The organism is Psychromonas sp. (assembly GCF_983033635.1).
Map to the genome: position 1 here is coordinate 11,719 of NZ_CEZLMY010000010.1, position 16,553 is coordinate 28,271.

15 protein-coding genes and 1 other RNA gene are annotated in these 16,553 nt (G+C 39.2%); 7 read left to right on the forward strand and 9 right to left on the reverse strand.

Annotated elements, in window-relative coordinates; all coding sequences use genetic code 11:
* From folK to dksA, 4 genes are all read right to left on the reverse strand, one after another.
* The coding region (gene folK, locus AC4GME_RS02485) for a 2-amino-4-hydroxy-6-hydroxymethyldihydropteridine diphosphokinase (RefSeq protein WP_490378978.1) at positions 1–473 on the reverse strand (473 nt) is incomplete at its 3' end.
* Positions 466–1,851 (reverse strand): polynucleotide adenylyltransferase PcnB, encoded by a 1,386-nt coding sequence (gene pcnB / locus AC4GME_RS02490; RefSeq protein WP_490376583.1) that lies wholly within the window; start codon positions 1,849–1,851, stop codon positions 466–468. The genes pcnB and folK, both read right to left, overlap by 8 nt.
* A gap of 386 nt (positions 1,852–2,237) precedes the next feature.
* Complete coding sequence (gluQRS, locus tag AC4GME_RS02495; RefSeq protein ID WP_490376584.1) at positions 2,238–3,125, reverse strand: tRNA glutamyl-Q(34) synthetase GluQRS; 888 nt, start codon at positions 3,123–3,125, stop codon at positions 2,238–2,240.
* Between the two features lie 69 nt (positions 3,126–3,194).
* The gene (dksA, locus tag AC4GME_RS02500) at positions 3,195–3,644 is read right to left on the reverse strand and encodes an RNA polymerase-binding protein DksA (RefSeq protein ID WP_490376585.1); all 450 of its coding nucleotides are present in this window, start codon (positions 3,642–3,644) and stop codon (positions 3,195–3,197) included.
* 251 nt (positions 3,645–3,895) lie between these two features.
* Between dksA and hrpB the strand changes: the two genes are divergently transcribed.
* From hrpB to AC4GME_RS02530, 6 genes are all read left to right on the forward strand, one after another.
* On the forward strand, positions 3,896–6,379 hold the full coding sequence (gene hrpB, locus AC4GME_RS02505; RefSeq protein ID WP_490378979.1) for an ATP-dependent helicase HrpB: 2,484 nt from the start codon (positions 3,896–3,898) through the stop codon (positions 6,377–6,379).
* A gap of 17 nt (positions 6,380–6,396) precedes the next feature.
* The gene (gene mrcB / locus AC4GME_RS02510; RefSeq protein WP_490378980.1) at positions 6,397–8,541 is read left to right on the forward strand and encodes a penicillin-binding protein 1B; all 2,145 of its coding nucleotides are present in this window, start codon (positions 6,397–6,399) and stop codon (positions 8,539–8,541) included.
* Between the two features lie 2 nt (positions 8,542–8,543).
* A complete protein-coding gene (locus AC4GME_RS02515) occupies positions 8,544–8,945 on the forward strand; it encodes a SufE family protein (protein ID WP_490376588.1) in 402 nt (133 codons plus the stop codon).
* A 4-nt stretch (positions 8,946–8,949) separates the two neighbouring features.
* Positions 8,950–9,675 carry a DUF3108 domain-containing protein gene (locus tag AC4GME_RS02520; protein ID WP_490376589.1) on the forward strand — a complete coding sequence of 242 codons (726 nt, stop codon included), beginning with the start codon at positions 8,950–8,952 and terminating at the stop codon, positions 9,673–9,675.
* Positions 9,676–9,760: 85 nt separating this feature from the next.
* Positions 9,761–10,702 carry a 23S rRNA (adenine(1618)-N(6))-methyltransferase RlmF gene (gene rlmF / locus AC4GME_RS02525; protein ID WP_490376590.1) on the forward strand — a complete coding sequence of 314 codons (942 nt, stop codon included), beginning with the start codon at positions 9,761–9,763 and terminating at the stop codon, positions 10,700–10,702.
* Between the two features lie 56 nt (positions 10,703–10,758).
* Positions 10,759–11,493: a GGDEF domain-containing protein gene (locus AC4GME_RS02530; RefSeq protein ID WP_490376591.1), complete on the forward strand. Its 735-nt coding sequence runs from the start codon at positions 10,759–10,761 to the stop codon at positions 11,491–11,493.
* Positions 11,494–11,581: 88 nt separating this feature from the next.
* Here the strand turns inward: AC4GME_RS02530 and serA are convergent, their stop codons facing one another.
* From serA to AC4GME_RS02555, 5 genes are all read right to left on the reverse strand, one after another.
* Entirely contained in the window at positions 11,582–12,811 is a 1,230-nt protein-coding gene (gene serA, locus AC4GME_RS02535; RefSeq protein WP_490376592.1) for a phosphoglycerate dehydrogenase, read from the reverse strand.
* A 178-nt stretch (positions 12,812–12,989) separates the two neighbouring features.
* Positions 12,990–13,646, reverse strand: a complete 657-nt coding sequence (rpiA, locus tag AC4GME_RS02540) for a ribose-5-phosphate isomerase RpiA (RefSeq protein ID WP_490376593.1) — start codon at positions 13,644–13,646, stop codon at positions 12,990–12,992.
* Positions 13,647–13,771: 125 nt separating this feature from the next.
* On the reverse strand, positions 13,772–14,389 hold the full coding sequence (locus tag AC4GME_RS02545) for a 5-formyltetrahydrofolate cyclo-ligase (RefSeq protein ID WP_490376594.1): 618 nt from the start codon (positions 14,387–14,389) through the stop codon (positions 13,772–13,774).
* Positions 14,390–15,117: 728 nt separating this feature from the next.
* Positions 15,118–15,302: non-coding RNA, 6S RNA (gene ssrS, locus AC4GME_RS02550), on the reverse strand.
* Between the two features lie 133 nt (positions 15,303–15,435).
* Positions 15,436–15,732 carry a cell division protein ZapA gene (locus tag AC4GME_RS02555; RefSeq protein ID WP_490377717.1) on the reverse strand — a complete coding sequence of 99 codons (297 nt, stop codon included), beginning with the start codon at positions 15,730–15,732 and terminating at the stop codon, positions 15,436–15,438.
* A gap of 234 nt (positions 15,733–15,966) precedes the next feature.
* Between AC4GME_RS02555 and AC4GME_RS02560 the strand changes: the two genes are divergently transcribed.
* Positions 15,967–16,536: a UPF0149 family protein gene (locus AC4GME_RS02560; protein ID WP_490377718.1), complete on the forward strand. Its 570-nt coding sequence runs from the start codon at positions 15,967–15,969 to the stop codon at positions 16,534–16,536.
* Positions 16,537–16,553 lie beyond the last annotated feature (17 nt).

Genomic DNA, 16,553 nt, shown 5'->3' on the forward strand with positions numbered 1-16,553 from the left:
CAGATGATTAAGCCATTTCTATCACATTGTACTGCTAATTGCGATAAAACGGTGCCATCAGGTAAGACAAGGTTTGCTGCTATTTCTAATAATGGATAAAGCACAAACTCACGTACTTTCATCCCATAATGGGGAATAGTTAAGCGTGTATTGTTTATCTGCTGATCACCATACAAGATAATATCAAGATCTAAAGTACGAGGTCCCCAGCGGTTCTCTTTGCGCTCTCGCCCTTGTAATAACTCTATTTTTTGTAATTCATCTAATAAATCAAGTGCAGATAACTGTGTATCCAGCTGCGCGACCGCATTAATGTAATCGGGTTGATCTTGCGGGCCCATCGGGGCGCTACAGTACAATGATGACTTATTAGTCAGCTGAGTATTAGGTAAACCTTTAAGCGCTTCAATTGCTTGTTTTGCTTGTTTGATAGGATCTGCTTGATTACTACCAATACCAATATAACTAATCATTATTATTAATCGCTTTTGTTTTACGTTTACTGCTTGAATATTTACGTTTTTTACTCGGATTTTTATGCTCAGGCTTAACTTCAGTCGCTTTATTACTGGTGTTTCGGCTGTAGTTATGTTCCGGTAATTTATTGTGCTCCTGATATTCCTGCCACCAAGCGGTTAATTCAGCAAGTTCACTGCTTTGCTCTATTTGGGCGCGCAGTGATAGGAAATCAAAAGCAGCACGGAATTTAATATGATGGTAAACACGTTGTGCTCGTTTGCCGCCAAAGCGTGGTAAGCGCAGTTGTAACATCCAGATATCACGGATTGTGGCTGTAAAACGCTTCGGAATAGCGATGGTTTTTACCTGAATGCTGAGCACTTCATTCATCGCTAATAAAAAGGCATCGTGATCATCCATGCCACTTTCAAAGCTGATCGCATGAACGCGCTGCTCCAGCGGATACCACAACATAACGGCATAAATATAAGCTGGCGTTACACGTTTTCCCTGTGCAATACGGGCGTCACTATCAATCAGTGCCTGCTCAATAATGGCATTGGCGTTATCGTCTTCGCCATCTTTAAATAGAATGGGGAATAGCATCTGCAGCAATTTGTATTCTTTTAGTAAACGGTAGGTTTTCAGACCTTGTCCCGATAGCAGTAATTTAATCACTTCATCAAAATGACGGGCTGCAGGGATATCTTGTAAAAGCGGTGCTAAGCGACGGATCGGCTCGGCACATTGATCACTGATGGTAAGATCTAATTTGCCAGCAAAGCGAATGGCACGCATCATACGCACGGGATCTTCCCGATAACGTACCTCAGGATCACCAATTAAGGTTAATTTGCGCTCAGCCAAATCACTCATTCCGCCGCAGAAGTCGTAAAGTGAGAAATCTGCAATATCGTAATACAGCGCATTAACGGTAAAATCACGGCGCTCTGCATCTTCTTCTAAAGAGCCATAAACATTATCACGCAGCAACATACCCTCTTGTGATTGTTTTACTTTTTGTATGTCTTGTGCATCTTTGTCGTCGTGATGACCTCGGAAAGTTGCCACTTCAATCACTTCACGACCAAATAAAATATGTGCTAAACGGAAACGGCGTCCAATTAATCGACAATTACGAAATAACGCCTTGACCTCTTCCGGTGTCGCATTGGTCGTGATATCAAAATCTTTAGGTTTAAGCCCAAGTAACAGATCACGCACACCGCCGCCCACCAATAAAGCACGGAACCCGGCATTATGTAGGCGATACAGAACTTTTAAGGCATTTTCATCAATATCTTTACGTGAGATAGAGTGTTGATCACGAGGGATTTTATAAATATCCAATGTCGTTGTTTGTGCTTTATTATTCTTATTTTTTGTAAACACTTTCTTAACGAATTTTTTTAATCGTTTAATAACCCTATCCTCGGTGATTGTTGCTTTATGCCCAAACTACTTGGAAATGTAAATTCAGAGCCTAGTTCGGATGTCAGAACAAGGCACAATATGAAGAGAATGGTATTCCCTTTTTGAATATTGTAACGCAGTGCTGGCTTTCGAGCTAGGTCCCCGTAGGGTAAGGCGAGAAGTAACCATCTTCGGCGTTATAAAGCCTTGATGTAGAGTGACTAGACCTTCGACTTTATGCCTTGAATCTAGTCACTTCTCGCCTTGCTGACTCCTGCATTTCCAAGTAGCTTGGGTATTTAATGTAGCTTGAAAAAATCAAGCGCTTATTTTATGTGCGTGGCCCGCTAAAAACAAATTAATTTTCAAATTTGAATTTCGAGTTGTTTAGGGACTTTATCTAAAGACCAGTTTTTAACGGCCCATTCTAAGATTTTTGCACAACTAGTTGTATCGACATTATCTGTAACAGTATGGCCGAGAAAATCTAATGCTTTTAATAATGTAGGAACCGGGTTTTCTTTATCGATAGCCAATGCATGGTTTTGTTTTGACAGCTTTTGGCCGGGGGACGTGACCGCAACAGGTAAATGGATATATTTAGGCGCTTGTGCATCGAGTAATTGATATAAAGTGATTTGTTTGCCCGTGGTATTTATCAGATCTGCACCACGTACTATTTCTGTTATCGCCTGATTAATATCATCAATCACTACCGCAAGATTATAGGCGTATAAACCATCTTTGCGCTTAATAATAAAGTCTTCGTGTGTTTCAACACTATTAAAACAAACCTCACCTTGCAGTTGGTCATGAAAATGGGAGACAGGTTTTCCCAGTTTTTGTAAATTAATACGCAATGAGTTACCGCTTAAAGTTAGCTGTTTATCTCGGCAATGACCTAAGTAGACACCGCCTTGCTGTTTAATTATTTTGCGGGTGCAGGCGCAGGCATAAGTGAGCTTTTGATCTGCTAACTGAGCTAGCGTTTTTTCATAAGCTTGGCATCGATGGCTCTGATAAATAACTTCGCCATCCCAATTTAATCCATAGGCTTGTAGCGTTTCTAGGATATCTTGTGTTGCGCCGGCGACCTCTCGCGGGGGATCAATATCATCAATACGAACTTGCCAGATACCTTGCAATGATTTAGCTTGCAGATAACTACCCAAGGCTGCCACTAATGAACCAAAGTGCAGCGGGCCGGAAGGTGATGGGGCAAAACGACCTCGATAAGGTTTTTTGTTACTCAAAAGTAGAGACTCCGCAAACAAAAACGGCTAGCACAAGGCTAACCGTTATTTTTTATTCAAAGGTACAAATTAACCTACAATTTGTTTTTCTTTGATTTCAGCTAATGTTTTACAATCAATGCATAAATCTGCTGTAGGGCGCGCTTCTAAACGGCGAATACCTATTTCAATGCCGCAAGACTCACAGAAACCAAAATCGTCTTCTTCGATTTTGTTCAATGTCTTAGTGATTTTCTTAATTAAACGACGTTCACGATCACGCGCACGTAGTTCTAAGCTAAATTCTTCTTCTTGTGCAGCTCTGTCAACAGGATCCGGAAAATTAGCTGCTTCATCTTTCATATGATCAACTGTACGGTCAACTTCTTCACGTAATTGTGTGCGCCATGCTTCAAGAATTTTTGTGAAGTGATCACGTTGCGCCTGATCCATGTATTCGTCGCTGCTTTTTGCCTTATACGGCTCCAATCCGGCAATGGCTAAAATACCTAATGTTTTTTTAGTGCTGTTGGCTGGCATAGAACTTTCCTTTAATTGATGCATGATTGACTGCGCGAATTTACTTGCATCAATACAGTGACAAAATGAGATTAAACCTTCGTAGAAATTAAGCTAAAATGGCAGTGCTTATTTTCGGCGGCTATCTATAGCAAGTTAATGCGGTAAAGTCAAATGTTATGTGTTGCTTTATGATGTTCTAACTTGATTTATTTGTAGAAATGCCAAACATTACACAATGCGACAACTTTGCTATTTTATTGGAGAATTATTTGTCCTCTTTACCTATTGAGTCTGTTCTTGAAGAATTACAGTCAAGTTTATCACTTGCCCCGCAAGTAATATTACAAGCGCCTCCCGGGGCAGGTAAATCGACATTTTTACCCTTTACCATGGTTAAAGAGAAATGGTTTACAGGCAAAATCATTATGCTCGAGCCTCGCAGATTGGCGGCCAAAAATATCGCATTTTATCTTGCTTCTTTGATGGATGAATCTGTAGGTAAAAAAATCGGTTATCGGATGCGTGGTGAGAATAAAACCAGTAAAGAGACACAACTGGAAATTGTTACCGAAGGGGTGTTAACAAGAATGCTGCAGTCCGATCCTGAATTAACAGGGACCGACTTGCTTATTTTTGATGAATTTCATGAACGAAATTTACAGGGGGACTTAGGGCTGGCATTGGCACTTGATGTACAAGCAGGACTGCGCGAAGATCTGAAAATATTGATTATGTCGGCAACACTTGAGAACAGTCACTTACAAGATAAACTGCCCGACGCACTTTGTATATCATCTCAAGGGCGTTCTTACCCGATTCAATATATCTATCAAAATAGCGTTTCTAAACAGACCTTAATTATTGATCTGGTCAAATTAATTAAACGTGCCTATCAGGAGCAAAGCGGTAATATTTTAGTCTTTGTGGCGGGGATTAAAGAGATAAAACAGTGCGAATCTTTATTAGCTGATTATTTTTCAGCATTACAAGATAAAGTATTAATTGCCCCTTTATATGGCGCTTTAACACTAAATGAACAGCAGAAAGCGATTAGCAATTGTGATTCTGGAATACGTAAAATTGTTATCGCCACTAATATTGCAGAAACCAGTTTAACTATTGAAGGCATCTCCGTAGTGGTGGACTCGGGATTTGAGCGCTGCATGTCCTATCAGCCACAGTCTGGTATCGGCAAGTTACAGACGCAACGTATCAGTGAAGCAAACGCCACGCAACGGGCTGGGCGTGCCGGACGATTAAGTGCTGGTTGTTGTTATCGTTTATGGTCGCCTGAAACCCGTTTAAACAAACAAATTTCACCAGAAATTAATCGTAGTGATTTAACCTCCTTAGTTTTAGAGCTGCTTAATTGGGGAGTCAGCTCTCCTGCAGATCTCTCTTTTATTACGCAACCGCCTGCAAGGCATGTCGAAACTGCGAAATCGTTATTAGAAATTTTTGGCGCTATTGATAATAAAGGGCGCTGCACCAAGCATGGACAAGCGATCGTCAAGCTTGGCGTGAATCCACGTTTGGGGCATCTTTTATTAGAGGCGATTGAGTTCCAAAAAGAGCATGCAATAGCAGGTTTAGTTGAGCTTGCATGTTTGCTGGTAGCATTGCTTGAAAGTAATGAAAAAAGTAGTGATGATATTGAAACATGTTTAAGTAAACCCTCGTTTGCAGTTAAACAGCAACAAGCACTTTTATTGAAAAAATGCCAATTAAAAAAATCAGCAGGGCCTTTACCATTAAACTATTGCGGTCTGTTACTCGCACTGGCGTTTCCAGATCGCATTGCACAAGCTCGCGATCTGAATAATGGTGTGTATTTATTAAGTAATGGTATTGGTGTTTGTTTGCTTCGTGAGTCAAATTTAATCGGGCAAAAGATGCTGGTGGTGGCTGATTTGGCGATGTCGGATCGGAGTGTAAACAGCATGGTTTATAAAGCCTGCGTTATTTCATTAGCGACATTAGAAGAGTTCTTACCTCACTATTTCACCGCAAGTGAAGTTATCCGCTGGTCACTGCCCGGTAAAAAATTACTGGCCGAAAAGCGCCTGAATCTGGGCAAGCTGGTGATCAAAAAGCAGCCACTCACTAACCTTAGCAATCAGCAAAAAACAGAGGCGATACTAGCGGGTATTAAACAAACAGGGCTGTCGGTTTTAACTTGGTCAGATGAAAACAGACAACTGCTGACACGATTATCTTATGCTTTTTTACAACTCTCGCAGGTTAATTACACAATAGATTTCCCTGACTTTTCAGAGCAAGTTTTAGTGGATGATATGGAGTTGTGGCTGGCGCCATATTTAAATGGAGTCACTAAACCGGAGCAGTTAAAACGAATCGATCTGAAAGGGGCATTACTTTCGCGTTTATCCTGGCCTGTATTGCAGGTTTTTAATGATCTTTTTCCCACCTCTGTCAAAGTGCCGACAGGTTCAAATATTAAAATCAGTTATCGGGATAATGAAACGCCTGTATTATCGGTGCGTATGCAGGAATTGTTTGGTCAACAGGAGACACCTAGCATTTTTGAGGGGCGGATTAAGTTACAATTAGCGCTGCTTTCGCCTGCAAGACGACCATTGCAGTTAACCCAAGATTTAGCCACTTTCTGGCAAGGTGCTTATAACGATGTAAAAAAAGAGATGCGCGGTCGATATCCAAAACATTATTGGCCAGATAATCCCCTTGAGGCAGTGGCAACAAGACGCACTAAAAAACATATAGATCAAAAATAGAAACAGTTGGGAAGTTGATGTCTAAAACAAGCAAGGTTTTTTTAAAAAATAAAAAAAACAGTAGAAAAAGCAAAAAGAGCAAAAACCTTAAACAGCGCTTTTTAAGTTTTTTATGGTCGCTATTATGGAAAGGAACGCTGGCTTTTATCGCCTTTATGTTTATTGCAGGTATCTATTTTGACCGGAAAATTGAGCGAAAATTAGATGGGCCGACGTGGGACTTACCAGCACAAGTTTATGCGCGTCCTCTATTATTAAAAACGGGTAATAACCTATCACAATCGTTATTAATCAAGGAGCTGAGATTATTAAATTACCGCCCAGTGGAATCGGTACAAAGTAGCGGTCAGTTTTCGGTTAATCAGCAACAAGTTCATATTTATCGTCGTGCTTTTGATTTCCCTAATCAGCCTGAAAGTGCGTTAAAAATCAGTGTTAATTTTTCAGAGGATAAAATAGTTTCGATCCAAGATGACAGAAAACAAAACTTAGTTTCAATTAAACTGGATCCCTTGCTGTTAGCACGTTTACACTCAGATCAAATTGAGGACCGCCTTTTTGTACCTTTTGAAAAGATCCCCAATCTGTTTGTTGATACCTTGTTATTAATGGAAGACAGGGATTATTACCATCATCAAGGGATCTCTCCTTTTGCAATTTTGCGTGCATTTATTGTTAATTTTCAAGCAGGAAGAACAGTTCAAGGGGGCAGTACCTTAACGCAGCAGTTAGCTAAAAACCTCTTTTTGACACAAGACCGTAGTTTATGGCGTAAATTTCAAGAGGCTTATATTGCAGTATTGATGGATTATAAATACAGCAAAGATGCGCTGTTAGAAGCTTACCTTAATGAAGTTTATCTCGCGCAAAATGGTAAGTCAGGTATTTATGGAATCGGTCTTGCCAGTGATTATTATTTTGCACGACCGATTAATGAATTGCGCATTGAACAAATTGCTTTGCTGGTGGCTATTATCAAAGGGCCTTCCTATTACAACCCTCGCAGGAACCCTGAACGCGCGTTAGCCCGTCGCGATTTAGTGCTTCGTCTGATGGTTGAAAATAATTTTATTAGTGCTGATGATTATAAATATGCCGTTGCAGATACACTTAATTTAAGTGATAAACGCGCATTGAATCATCGCGCTAATCCCGCTTTTATCGGTTTGTTACATCGGGAGTTAAAAGCGAAAGTACCAAGATCTGTGCGTAAAAGTAGTGGCCTACATATTTTCACCTCAATTGATCCGTTAGCACAAAAACATGCAGAATTTGCTGTGCAGAACGGTGTGAAAAGGGTTGCAAAGAAAAACCAAGAAAACTTACAAGGTGCGATGGTAATAAGTGATAGGCAGCATGCAGAAGTGCGCGCTCTTGTCTCTGGTCGTGATGTTAAATTCAGTGGTTTTAACCGCGCTTTAGATGCGAATCGTCCGATTGGTTCATTAGTTAAGCCTGCTGTTTATTTAACAGCATTGGATGCTGGCTATGGTTTAGATTATCATTTAAATGATAAAGCGATTATTCTTAAAAATGCTACAGGGCAACGTTGGCAGCCCAAAAATTACGATCGGAAATTTCGTGGACAGGTTACGTTAGAGGACGCATTAATCCACTCTCTGAATGTACCAACAGTGAATTTAGGAATGCAGGTGGGGCTTACTCATGTTATTAACAGTCTGCATAAAATGGGTATTCAAGAGAAAATAAAAGCGTATCCCTCTCTGGTATTAGGTAGTGTCTCCCTTTCACCTTTGCAGGTCGCGCAGATGTATCAGCCAATCACCATGAAAGGTGTTTATCAACCATTAGCCCTAATCCGCTCTATTGTTTCTAAAGAGGGCGAGTTGTTATATCAGCGAGCCAATAAGTCACAAAAAGTATTTTCAGCACAAGCGGTCAAGCAGTTAACTGATACATTGCATAAAGTGGCAAGCGAAGGTACGGCACGCAGTTTACGCTGGCGAAATCCCGGGCAGTATTTTGCGGGTAAAACGGGGACCACTAATAATTTAAATGACAGTTGGTTTGTCGGTTTTGATAGTGATGAGGTGGTGACCACTTGGGTTGGCAAAGATAATAATAAAAGCGCAGAGTTAACCGGAAGTAGTGGTGCGTTAGTGCTGTTCTCTGATTATATGAAACAGAAAAAAGGAAAGTAAAAGTGCCTGAGCCATTAATGAGTGTTGAGCAATTATTAAGTGATTTTAAAAAAAATAAAAGTTGGGATAAACAATATCGTTTGATTATCCAGCTTGGCAAAAAATTACCTGCACTTACAGAAGTTGAAAAAATAGAAGCGAACCAAGTAAAAGGTTGTGAAAGTCTTGCTTGGTTGGTTATTGAAAAGCAAGGTGAGAGTTATCACTTTAAAATGGACAGTGATACCCGTGTCGTAAAAGGGTTGATGATGATTTTGACTATTGTTTTTCAAGGAAAAAGCGCGTTACAAATTGAAGCTATTGATATTAATGATATTTTTACGCAGTTAGGTTTGCTTAATCATTTAAGCCCGTCGCGTGCTAATGGATTGCTCGCGATTGTGCATAAAATAAAAGGCGTATAATTCTTTGAAAAAAAGTAATTACCTGTTTTTGTCTTTATTACTCTTCGCAGTAACTCCTTGCTATTTGTTTGCGCAGCAAATACTGGAGTTTGCAGATAGTGAGCAACGCTATGTCTATGATGTATCCTATAAAAAAATAGCCATAGGTAAAATTATTAGAGAATCGCTGTGGCAGGGTAATACAGTTATAGCTAATACAACTGCTGAGTTGTCATTTTTATCTTATCATTTTGGTGGAAATCAGCTTTCACATATTTATTGGGATGAGATGTCCCAGTCGTTTCTTAGCAAAACATTTGTGCGCAATAGCGTTGGTTTTTCACGCGTGAGTATGCAAGCTAATTTTTTTAAAGCCGGGCATCAGACAAGTGTCACCCGTGATGGTAAAACTGATGAATATGTTAATGAAACAGAAAAAATTATAGATTTTAATGCGATTGGTGTACAAATGAGTGAAGGTTTGAAATTGGGGCAAACCCATTTTGAATTTTATATGCAGACATCGGACTCTGTGGAGCGCTACTTTTTTGAAGTGACAGGAAAAGAAGCGATTCATACGAAGTTTGGTAAACTTGATACCTACCGATTAGAACAAACTGGCAAAAAAGACCGTAAGCTTATTGCCTGGTTTGCTCCTGAAATTAATTATCAAATGGTCAAGTTTCGATATGAACGTAACTTATTGGACATTCGTGGTGTAATAAGTGAGCGCTCAATTATCAATTTGTGAATTTATACCCAAACCACCTGAATATACTGATTCCTGCATCTTCAAGTAGTTTGGGGATATAGTCGCTTACTTTTTTGGAAAACAGATGACAAATAACAACACAGCTAAAAAAGGGTTATTGCACCCTCGAAATTTACACCAAGGTAGTTATGATTTTAAGCAACTCTGCGAAGCTTGCCCGCAATTAGCCCCCTTTGTTATTAATAACCCCAAAGATCAGTTAACAATCGACTTCAGTAACCCTAATGCGGTATTAGCCCTTAATCAGGCTTTGCTTAAATGTTTCTATGATATCGATTTTTGGCAAATCCCCACGGGGTATCTGTGTCCGCCTATTCCGGGCCGTGCAGATTATATTCATTACTTAGCAGACTTATTAGCTGAAAGTTGTAATGGTGTGGTGCCGACGGGTAAGCAAGTGAAAGTGTTAGATATTGGTACGGGCGCTAACTGTATTTATCCTATTATCGGTAGTCAGAGTTACGGTTGGTCTTTTGTGGCAAGCGATATCGATCCTGTGTCTATTAAAACGGCGGATTTGATTGTGAAATCAAACCGTAATTTAAAATCTTTTATTAAACTGTTATTGCAGAAAGATAAAAAATCTATTTTCGACGGGATAATTAAAACACATGATAAGTTTGCTTTAACCATCTGCAACCCTCCGTTTCATGCTTCTATGGAGCAGGCGCTTGCGGGAACTTCCCGTAAAGTGAAGAATCTTAGCAAAGATAAAGCCACGAGCAATGTTAAGCTTAATTTTGGCGGGCAGGAAAATGAATTGTGTTGTGCTGGTGGTGAAATTGCCTTTTTAAAACAGATGTGCAAAGAGAGTCAAAGTTATGGGCAACAAGTCTGCTGGTTTACTAGCCTTGTTTCAAAATCTGAAAATGTCTCTCCGTTGAAAAAATTATTAACACAGCTTGGTGCTAAGCAGGTAAAAGTTATTAAAATGTCGCAAGGACAAAAAGTTAGTCGTTTGATTGCTTGGAGTTTTTGCAAAGATCCAAGTTTAATTGTTAATTAAAATAATAGTCTACCCTTAGTTATATAAAAGGCTTCATATTTTTGGTCGGAGTGATAATGTATAGATTTAAACTACAACACAAAAAAAAATTAATTTTCGATATGGTTTTAATCGTATTGTTCAATGCTTTGTTTTGGCTGTATTTTAGAGATAGAGATCTATTTGAACTGTTACATGAGTATGCTCGTGCTCATCAAGAGTATCAACTTGAGCAATATATTCCGTTAATACTCACTCTGATGGTCAGCTTTCTTTATTTCTCAATACGTCGTTGGCGAGATAGTGTTAAGTTTGCCGCATTTGCAGAGAGGCGAGTTTCAAAGGACTCACTCACTAAGTTATATAATCGCCGGACGTTAGAATCTAAATTATTATTAGAGTGGCAACGTTTTATTCGTTATAAAGAACCTTTTTGCTTAATTATGCTCGATATTGATGATTTTAAAGTCATCAATGATACATTTGGCAATTCGGAAGGTGATCGGATTCTAATCGAGATATCAGAAAAATTAGGCAATAATACACGAAAAACAGATTTCTGCGCGCGTTGGGGAGGAGCTGAGTTTTTAATACTTTGTCCGGTTAGTGAATTAGAAGCGATTACCGCCTTGGCTGAAAGGTTACGCTCAGATATCTATCGCCTGTTAAAAGATGGTGTGGAGCTAAGTGCCAGTTTGGGGGTGAGTCAGTCTGATGCAAAAAAATCGCTTGAGCAGCTGATTAAAGAAGTTGATTTTTCACTTTATAAAGCGAAAAAAATAGGTGGGAATTGCGTGGTAAGTAGTGAATAGCTAATTAACGGAATTGCTATAATTACTTAATAAAAAGCCCGAATAATAAATTTATTCGGGCTTTTTTAATAAGAGGTGAAAACTTAAATCAGTGAAGTAAACGGGCGCGGATTGTACCGTCGATCTCTTTTAATTTAGTCAATGCTATTTGCGCATCTTCACTGGTCACATCAATTACTACATAACCAATATTTTCATTAGTTTGCAGGTATTGTGCTGCAATGTTGATATTGTTTTCAGCAAATGCCAAGTTGATTTTAGTTAAAATACCCGGTTGATTTTGATGGATATGTAATAAACGACTTGTGCCACTGTGTAGTGGTAAAGACACTTCCGGGAAGTTTTTAGAAGACAGGGTTGAACCATTGTCAGAGTATTTAACCAGCTTACCGGCAACTTCATAACCAATATTTTCTTGTGCTTCTTGTGTGCTACCACCAACGTGTGGCGTTAGCAGTACATTATCAAATTGGCGAAGTGGAGACTCAAACTCTTCTTTATTTGATTTTGGTTCAGTAGGGAAAACATCGACTGCCGCACCTGAAAGTTTTTTACTTGCAAGAGCATCACATAATGCCGGAATATCAACAACCGTACCGCGCGCCGCATTCATGAAAATTGCGCCATCTTTCATCTGAGCAAACTCTTTTGCACCCATCATATCTTTGGTTGAATCAAGCTCTGGCACATGCAAGCTGACTACGTCAGATTGTGCAAGTAACTCTTCCATGGTTGCAATTTGGGTTGCGTTACCTAAAGTTAATTTGTTTTCGATATCGTAAAAAGAAACTCTAAAACCTAAGTTTTCAGCAAGGATACCAAACTGCGTGCCGATATGACCGTAACCGATAATACCTAAGTTTTTACCGCGCGCTTCATAAGATCCTGTTGCTGATTTATCCCATTCACCGCGATGTGCTTTTGCGTTACGCTCTGGCACGCCACGTAATAACAGTAGTGCTTGACCTAATACCAGCTCTGCAACGCTGCGCGTATTTGAGAAAGGTGCGTTAAATACCACGGTACCTTTGGCTTGCGCTGCCTGTAAATCAACTTGGTTGGTACCGATACAGAAACAACCGATACCCACAAGTTTCTCAGCAGCTGCTAATACTTTTGCATTGAGGTCAGTACGAGAACGGATGCCGATAAAATGAACATCTTTAATTTTTGCAATTAATTCTTCTTCGCTTAATGAAGTCTTAATGCTTTCAATGTTGGTGTAACCCGCTTGAGTGAATGTATTTACAGAGCTTTGGTGCAATCCTTCAAGCAGTAGAACTTTAATTTTATCTTTACTGAGCGAAAACTGAGTCATTTTATTTCCTTGGGCCTTATAAATAAGGTAAATGGACAAGCAATTGTGTGAGTAAAATAGCAAAATCAGAAGCAGATGTGAACTTTTGTGCGAAGATTCACATATGCAAACTTGAACTAGCTTATTACATTTTGACGATTCATAGCGCCATTCATTGAATCGTCAAATGTTAAAACTCTTATTTAAGTGTTTTAACACCTTCAGGTGAGCCGACTAAAACAACGTCAGCAGCACGGTTGGCAAACAGACCATTAGTTACTACACCTACAATTGCATTAATTTGAGACTCAAGTTTAAGAGGCTCTGCAATCTTCAAATTATGTACATCTAAAATGATATTACCGTTGTCTGTAACAACACCTTGACGATAAACTGGATCACCGCCCAGTTTAACCAGCTCACGGGCAACATAACTACGTGCCATTGGAATAACTTCAACTGGTAATGGGAAATCACCTAAAATATCGACATTTTTAGTGTTGTCGACAATACAGACAAATTTATCTGCAACCGCGGCAACAATTTTTTCACGGGTAAGCGCTGCGCCACCACCTTTGATCATATGGTTATATGGGTTGATCTCATCAGCACCATCAACATAAATACTTAATTCAGAAACTTCATTAAGATCAAATACATCAATACCATAAGCTTTTAATTTTTCAGTTGAAGCTTCAGAGCTTGATACAGCGCCTTTAATATCATTTTTCATTGTTGCTAATGCATCAATAAAGTGATTAACCGTTGAGCCTGTACCTACGCCAACAATTGAATCTTGTTCCACATATTGTAAGGCTGCGTAAGCTGCTGCTTTTTTCATTTCATCTTGTGTCATCTTCTGTATATCCTGTTTGCTGAAGCATCGAGTAAAAGTGTCGAGATTATAACCTGTTCAAATGAGTTATCCATGAGATATTTATTAATTTTAGGTAATAAATCCAAGTGGTTTGGGTATAAACATCACCACTGGTAATGATGGCTGGGGGTGATGATTTCAGGAAGCGGCACATCCCACTCTTCAATAGGCAGCTTTTCTACTTGTTGGCAGTCATGCGCCAGGCCGATTGGATAAGGGCCGCTTTTCTCTTTAAACCAGGGTGCAAGCATTCGGTCATAATAACCGCCGCCCATACCGATGCGGTTCCCCTGCAGATCAAAAGCAACAAGGGGTGTGAAAATAATATCTAATTTTTTAACTGCACAAGTGTGTAATTGCTCTAATTTCGGCTCGTAAATACCATATTTATTAAGCACCATTTCAGAATCTATTGTGTATTGCAAAAACAGCAGATGGCCTTTACTGAAAGGGTGCACAACAGGCAGGTAAACTTGTTTATTATTAGCCCAGCACCACTCTATAAATTCAAAGGTATCTATCTCACCATCGTGGGCTAGTGATATGCCGATATTTTGTGCGTTTAAGACTTTATTATGTTTAACCAATCGAGCGAATAATTTAGCTGCATCTTGTCTTTGTTGTAAGCCCGACAAATCACGTCTTGCTGTACGCATTTGATTACGTATTTGTGAACGGATTTGATTTGCTGAAAATGTATTGCCTGGATTGTCCATAACCATATTAATAAGCCCTTTAAAAACAGTAGGTAAAGAATATCATTATTAATTAATAGATTAAAATTGAAGATGGGAATATTGTTGTTTGTTAGTGCCTCGGTGTGTGGATTATATTTTTGATAAGTAGTGAGTAACCCAAGGATATCGTTATTGACTGTGATTTAGTAACACGAAGGTCGATAGACGACGGTGTTTTTTTTGAATTGCTAAGCAAAGGAGAAAAAGGAGTAACCTAATAATATGGTTATTGAATGTAGTTTGTAATTAGAAGTTCAAAGCACTGACGTTTCTTAGCGCTTTATTTCGCTCTTTATTTAGTTGAGAAAAAGAGTAACCCAAGGATATCGTGATTGACTGTGATTTAGTAACGCTAAGGTCTATAGACGCCGGTGTCTTTGGTTTTTTATTTGACAAAATTAGGAATAAAAAGTCATTGGCTAAATAAACTAGGAAGAAAACGAAGTAACCCAAGGATATCGTGATTGACTGTGATTTAGTAACACTAAGGTCTATAGATTACGGTGTCTTTGCTTTTGAACTGTCTTAGTTTGAATAAGTAACTCGAGGATTGTTGCTGGCTGTAGTTTGTAATTATAAGTTTAAAGCACTGACGTTTCTTCGCGCTTTATTTAGTCGAGAGAAAGAGTAACCCAAGGGTATCAGTATTAACTGTGGTTTAGTAATGCGAAGGTCGATAGACGACGGTGTCTTGTTTTGCTAGAAAAGTGAAGAGTAACCCAAGGATATCGTTATTGACTGTAGACCTTGAACCCGAAGGTCAAAGTCGGTGTCTTAGTGTTTGCCGCAGGCTTCTCGATACGAGCCGAGCTTGCACAATAGCATTCAGGCCAAGTCACCAGGATAAAGCTTATCGGCTCAGGGACGTAGTCAAGATGAGCGGATATCCGAGGGTTAAAAATACTTTACGCCAGTTTTGTGTATTTGCAAAGTGTTTTTTTATGCTGATTTTTAATCTTGTTTTAGTATTGATATAAATTTTTACAATAGATGATTTAAGCGGTTAAAAAATAAAAGATTTATCGATCCGGCTATTTTTTATTATTTGGTTGCAAAACGGTTTCGATTGATTCTTGCAGGGTTTTAATACGTTCATTGAGTTGTTCTGCATGTTTTTTATTTTTAGCTTTTTCTGCATTAAGCTCGTGACAGAAGTTTAATGCGGCCATCACAATAAGTTGCTCATTACGTAGAGCGCGACTGCTGGTTTTCATCTTTTTTAACTTGTCGTTAAATTGATCAACCGTATTTTGCAGCGTTTGCTCTTCACCATCCGGGCAGGCGATTTTATATTGCTGTCCTAAAATCGAGATCTCAATATTTGCCATAATTAACCCATACAATAAAAGGTGGAATGAACGCTAAAATAAATGTTAGCAAGCTCAAAAAAAAGAGAATAATTTAAGAACTATAGCTATCTCGCTATCAAGTTTCAAGTACTTACTGGTAGCGTGATCTACTGGATGTTAGAATATTATATTCAAGCTGCCTGGAAGTGCCGAATCTGCATTTTCAAATAGCACGAGTATATTCAATTAATCGTTAATATAAAGAGTCTACAAATGAGTAAAGAGCCATTACCAAGTTTTGAAAAAATCACTCAGATACTTGAAGACGCTGAGTTATATACTAATGCCTCGGAAACGCACGGCGTATTATCAGGGCTTGTTTGTGGTGGTGTTAAACTAGACTCTCAAAGTTGGCGGCCTCATTTTAATGATGTCGTTAATGAGGGCATGGGGCTACCAAGCAAGGCAAATAAATTGGTTGAGGCTATTTACGGGCAAGTGGTTAATCAATTTACCGATGATGGTTTGGGCTTTAAGTTGTTATTGCCTGGTGATGATGTGCCACTTGATGAGCGTGCGGAAGCGATGGCGCAATGGTCACAAGGTTTTTTAGTCGGGTTTGGGATGGTCCAGCAAGCCTTAAATCAAGCCTCTGATGAAATTCAAGAGCTGATCCGTGATATTCGAGATATTTCACAAGTGGCGTTTGATTTTGAACAGGAAGATGAAGAATCTGAAATCGCTTTTGCAGAAATTGTTGAGTATTTAGGTGTGGGGGCGATGCTTTGTTTTAATACTTTTTCTCGTCAACCTGCAACACCAATTTCAAAGACCCTTCATTAAACTCGGAAGAAAAGTTA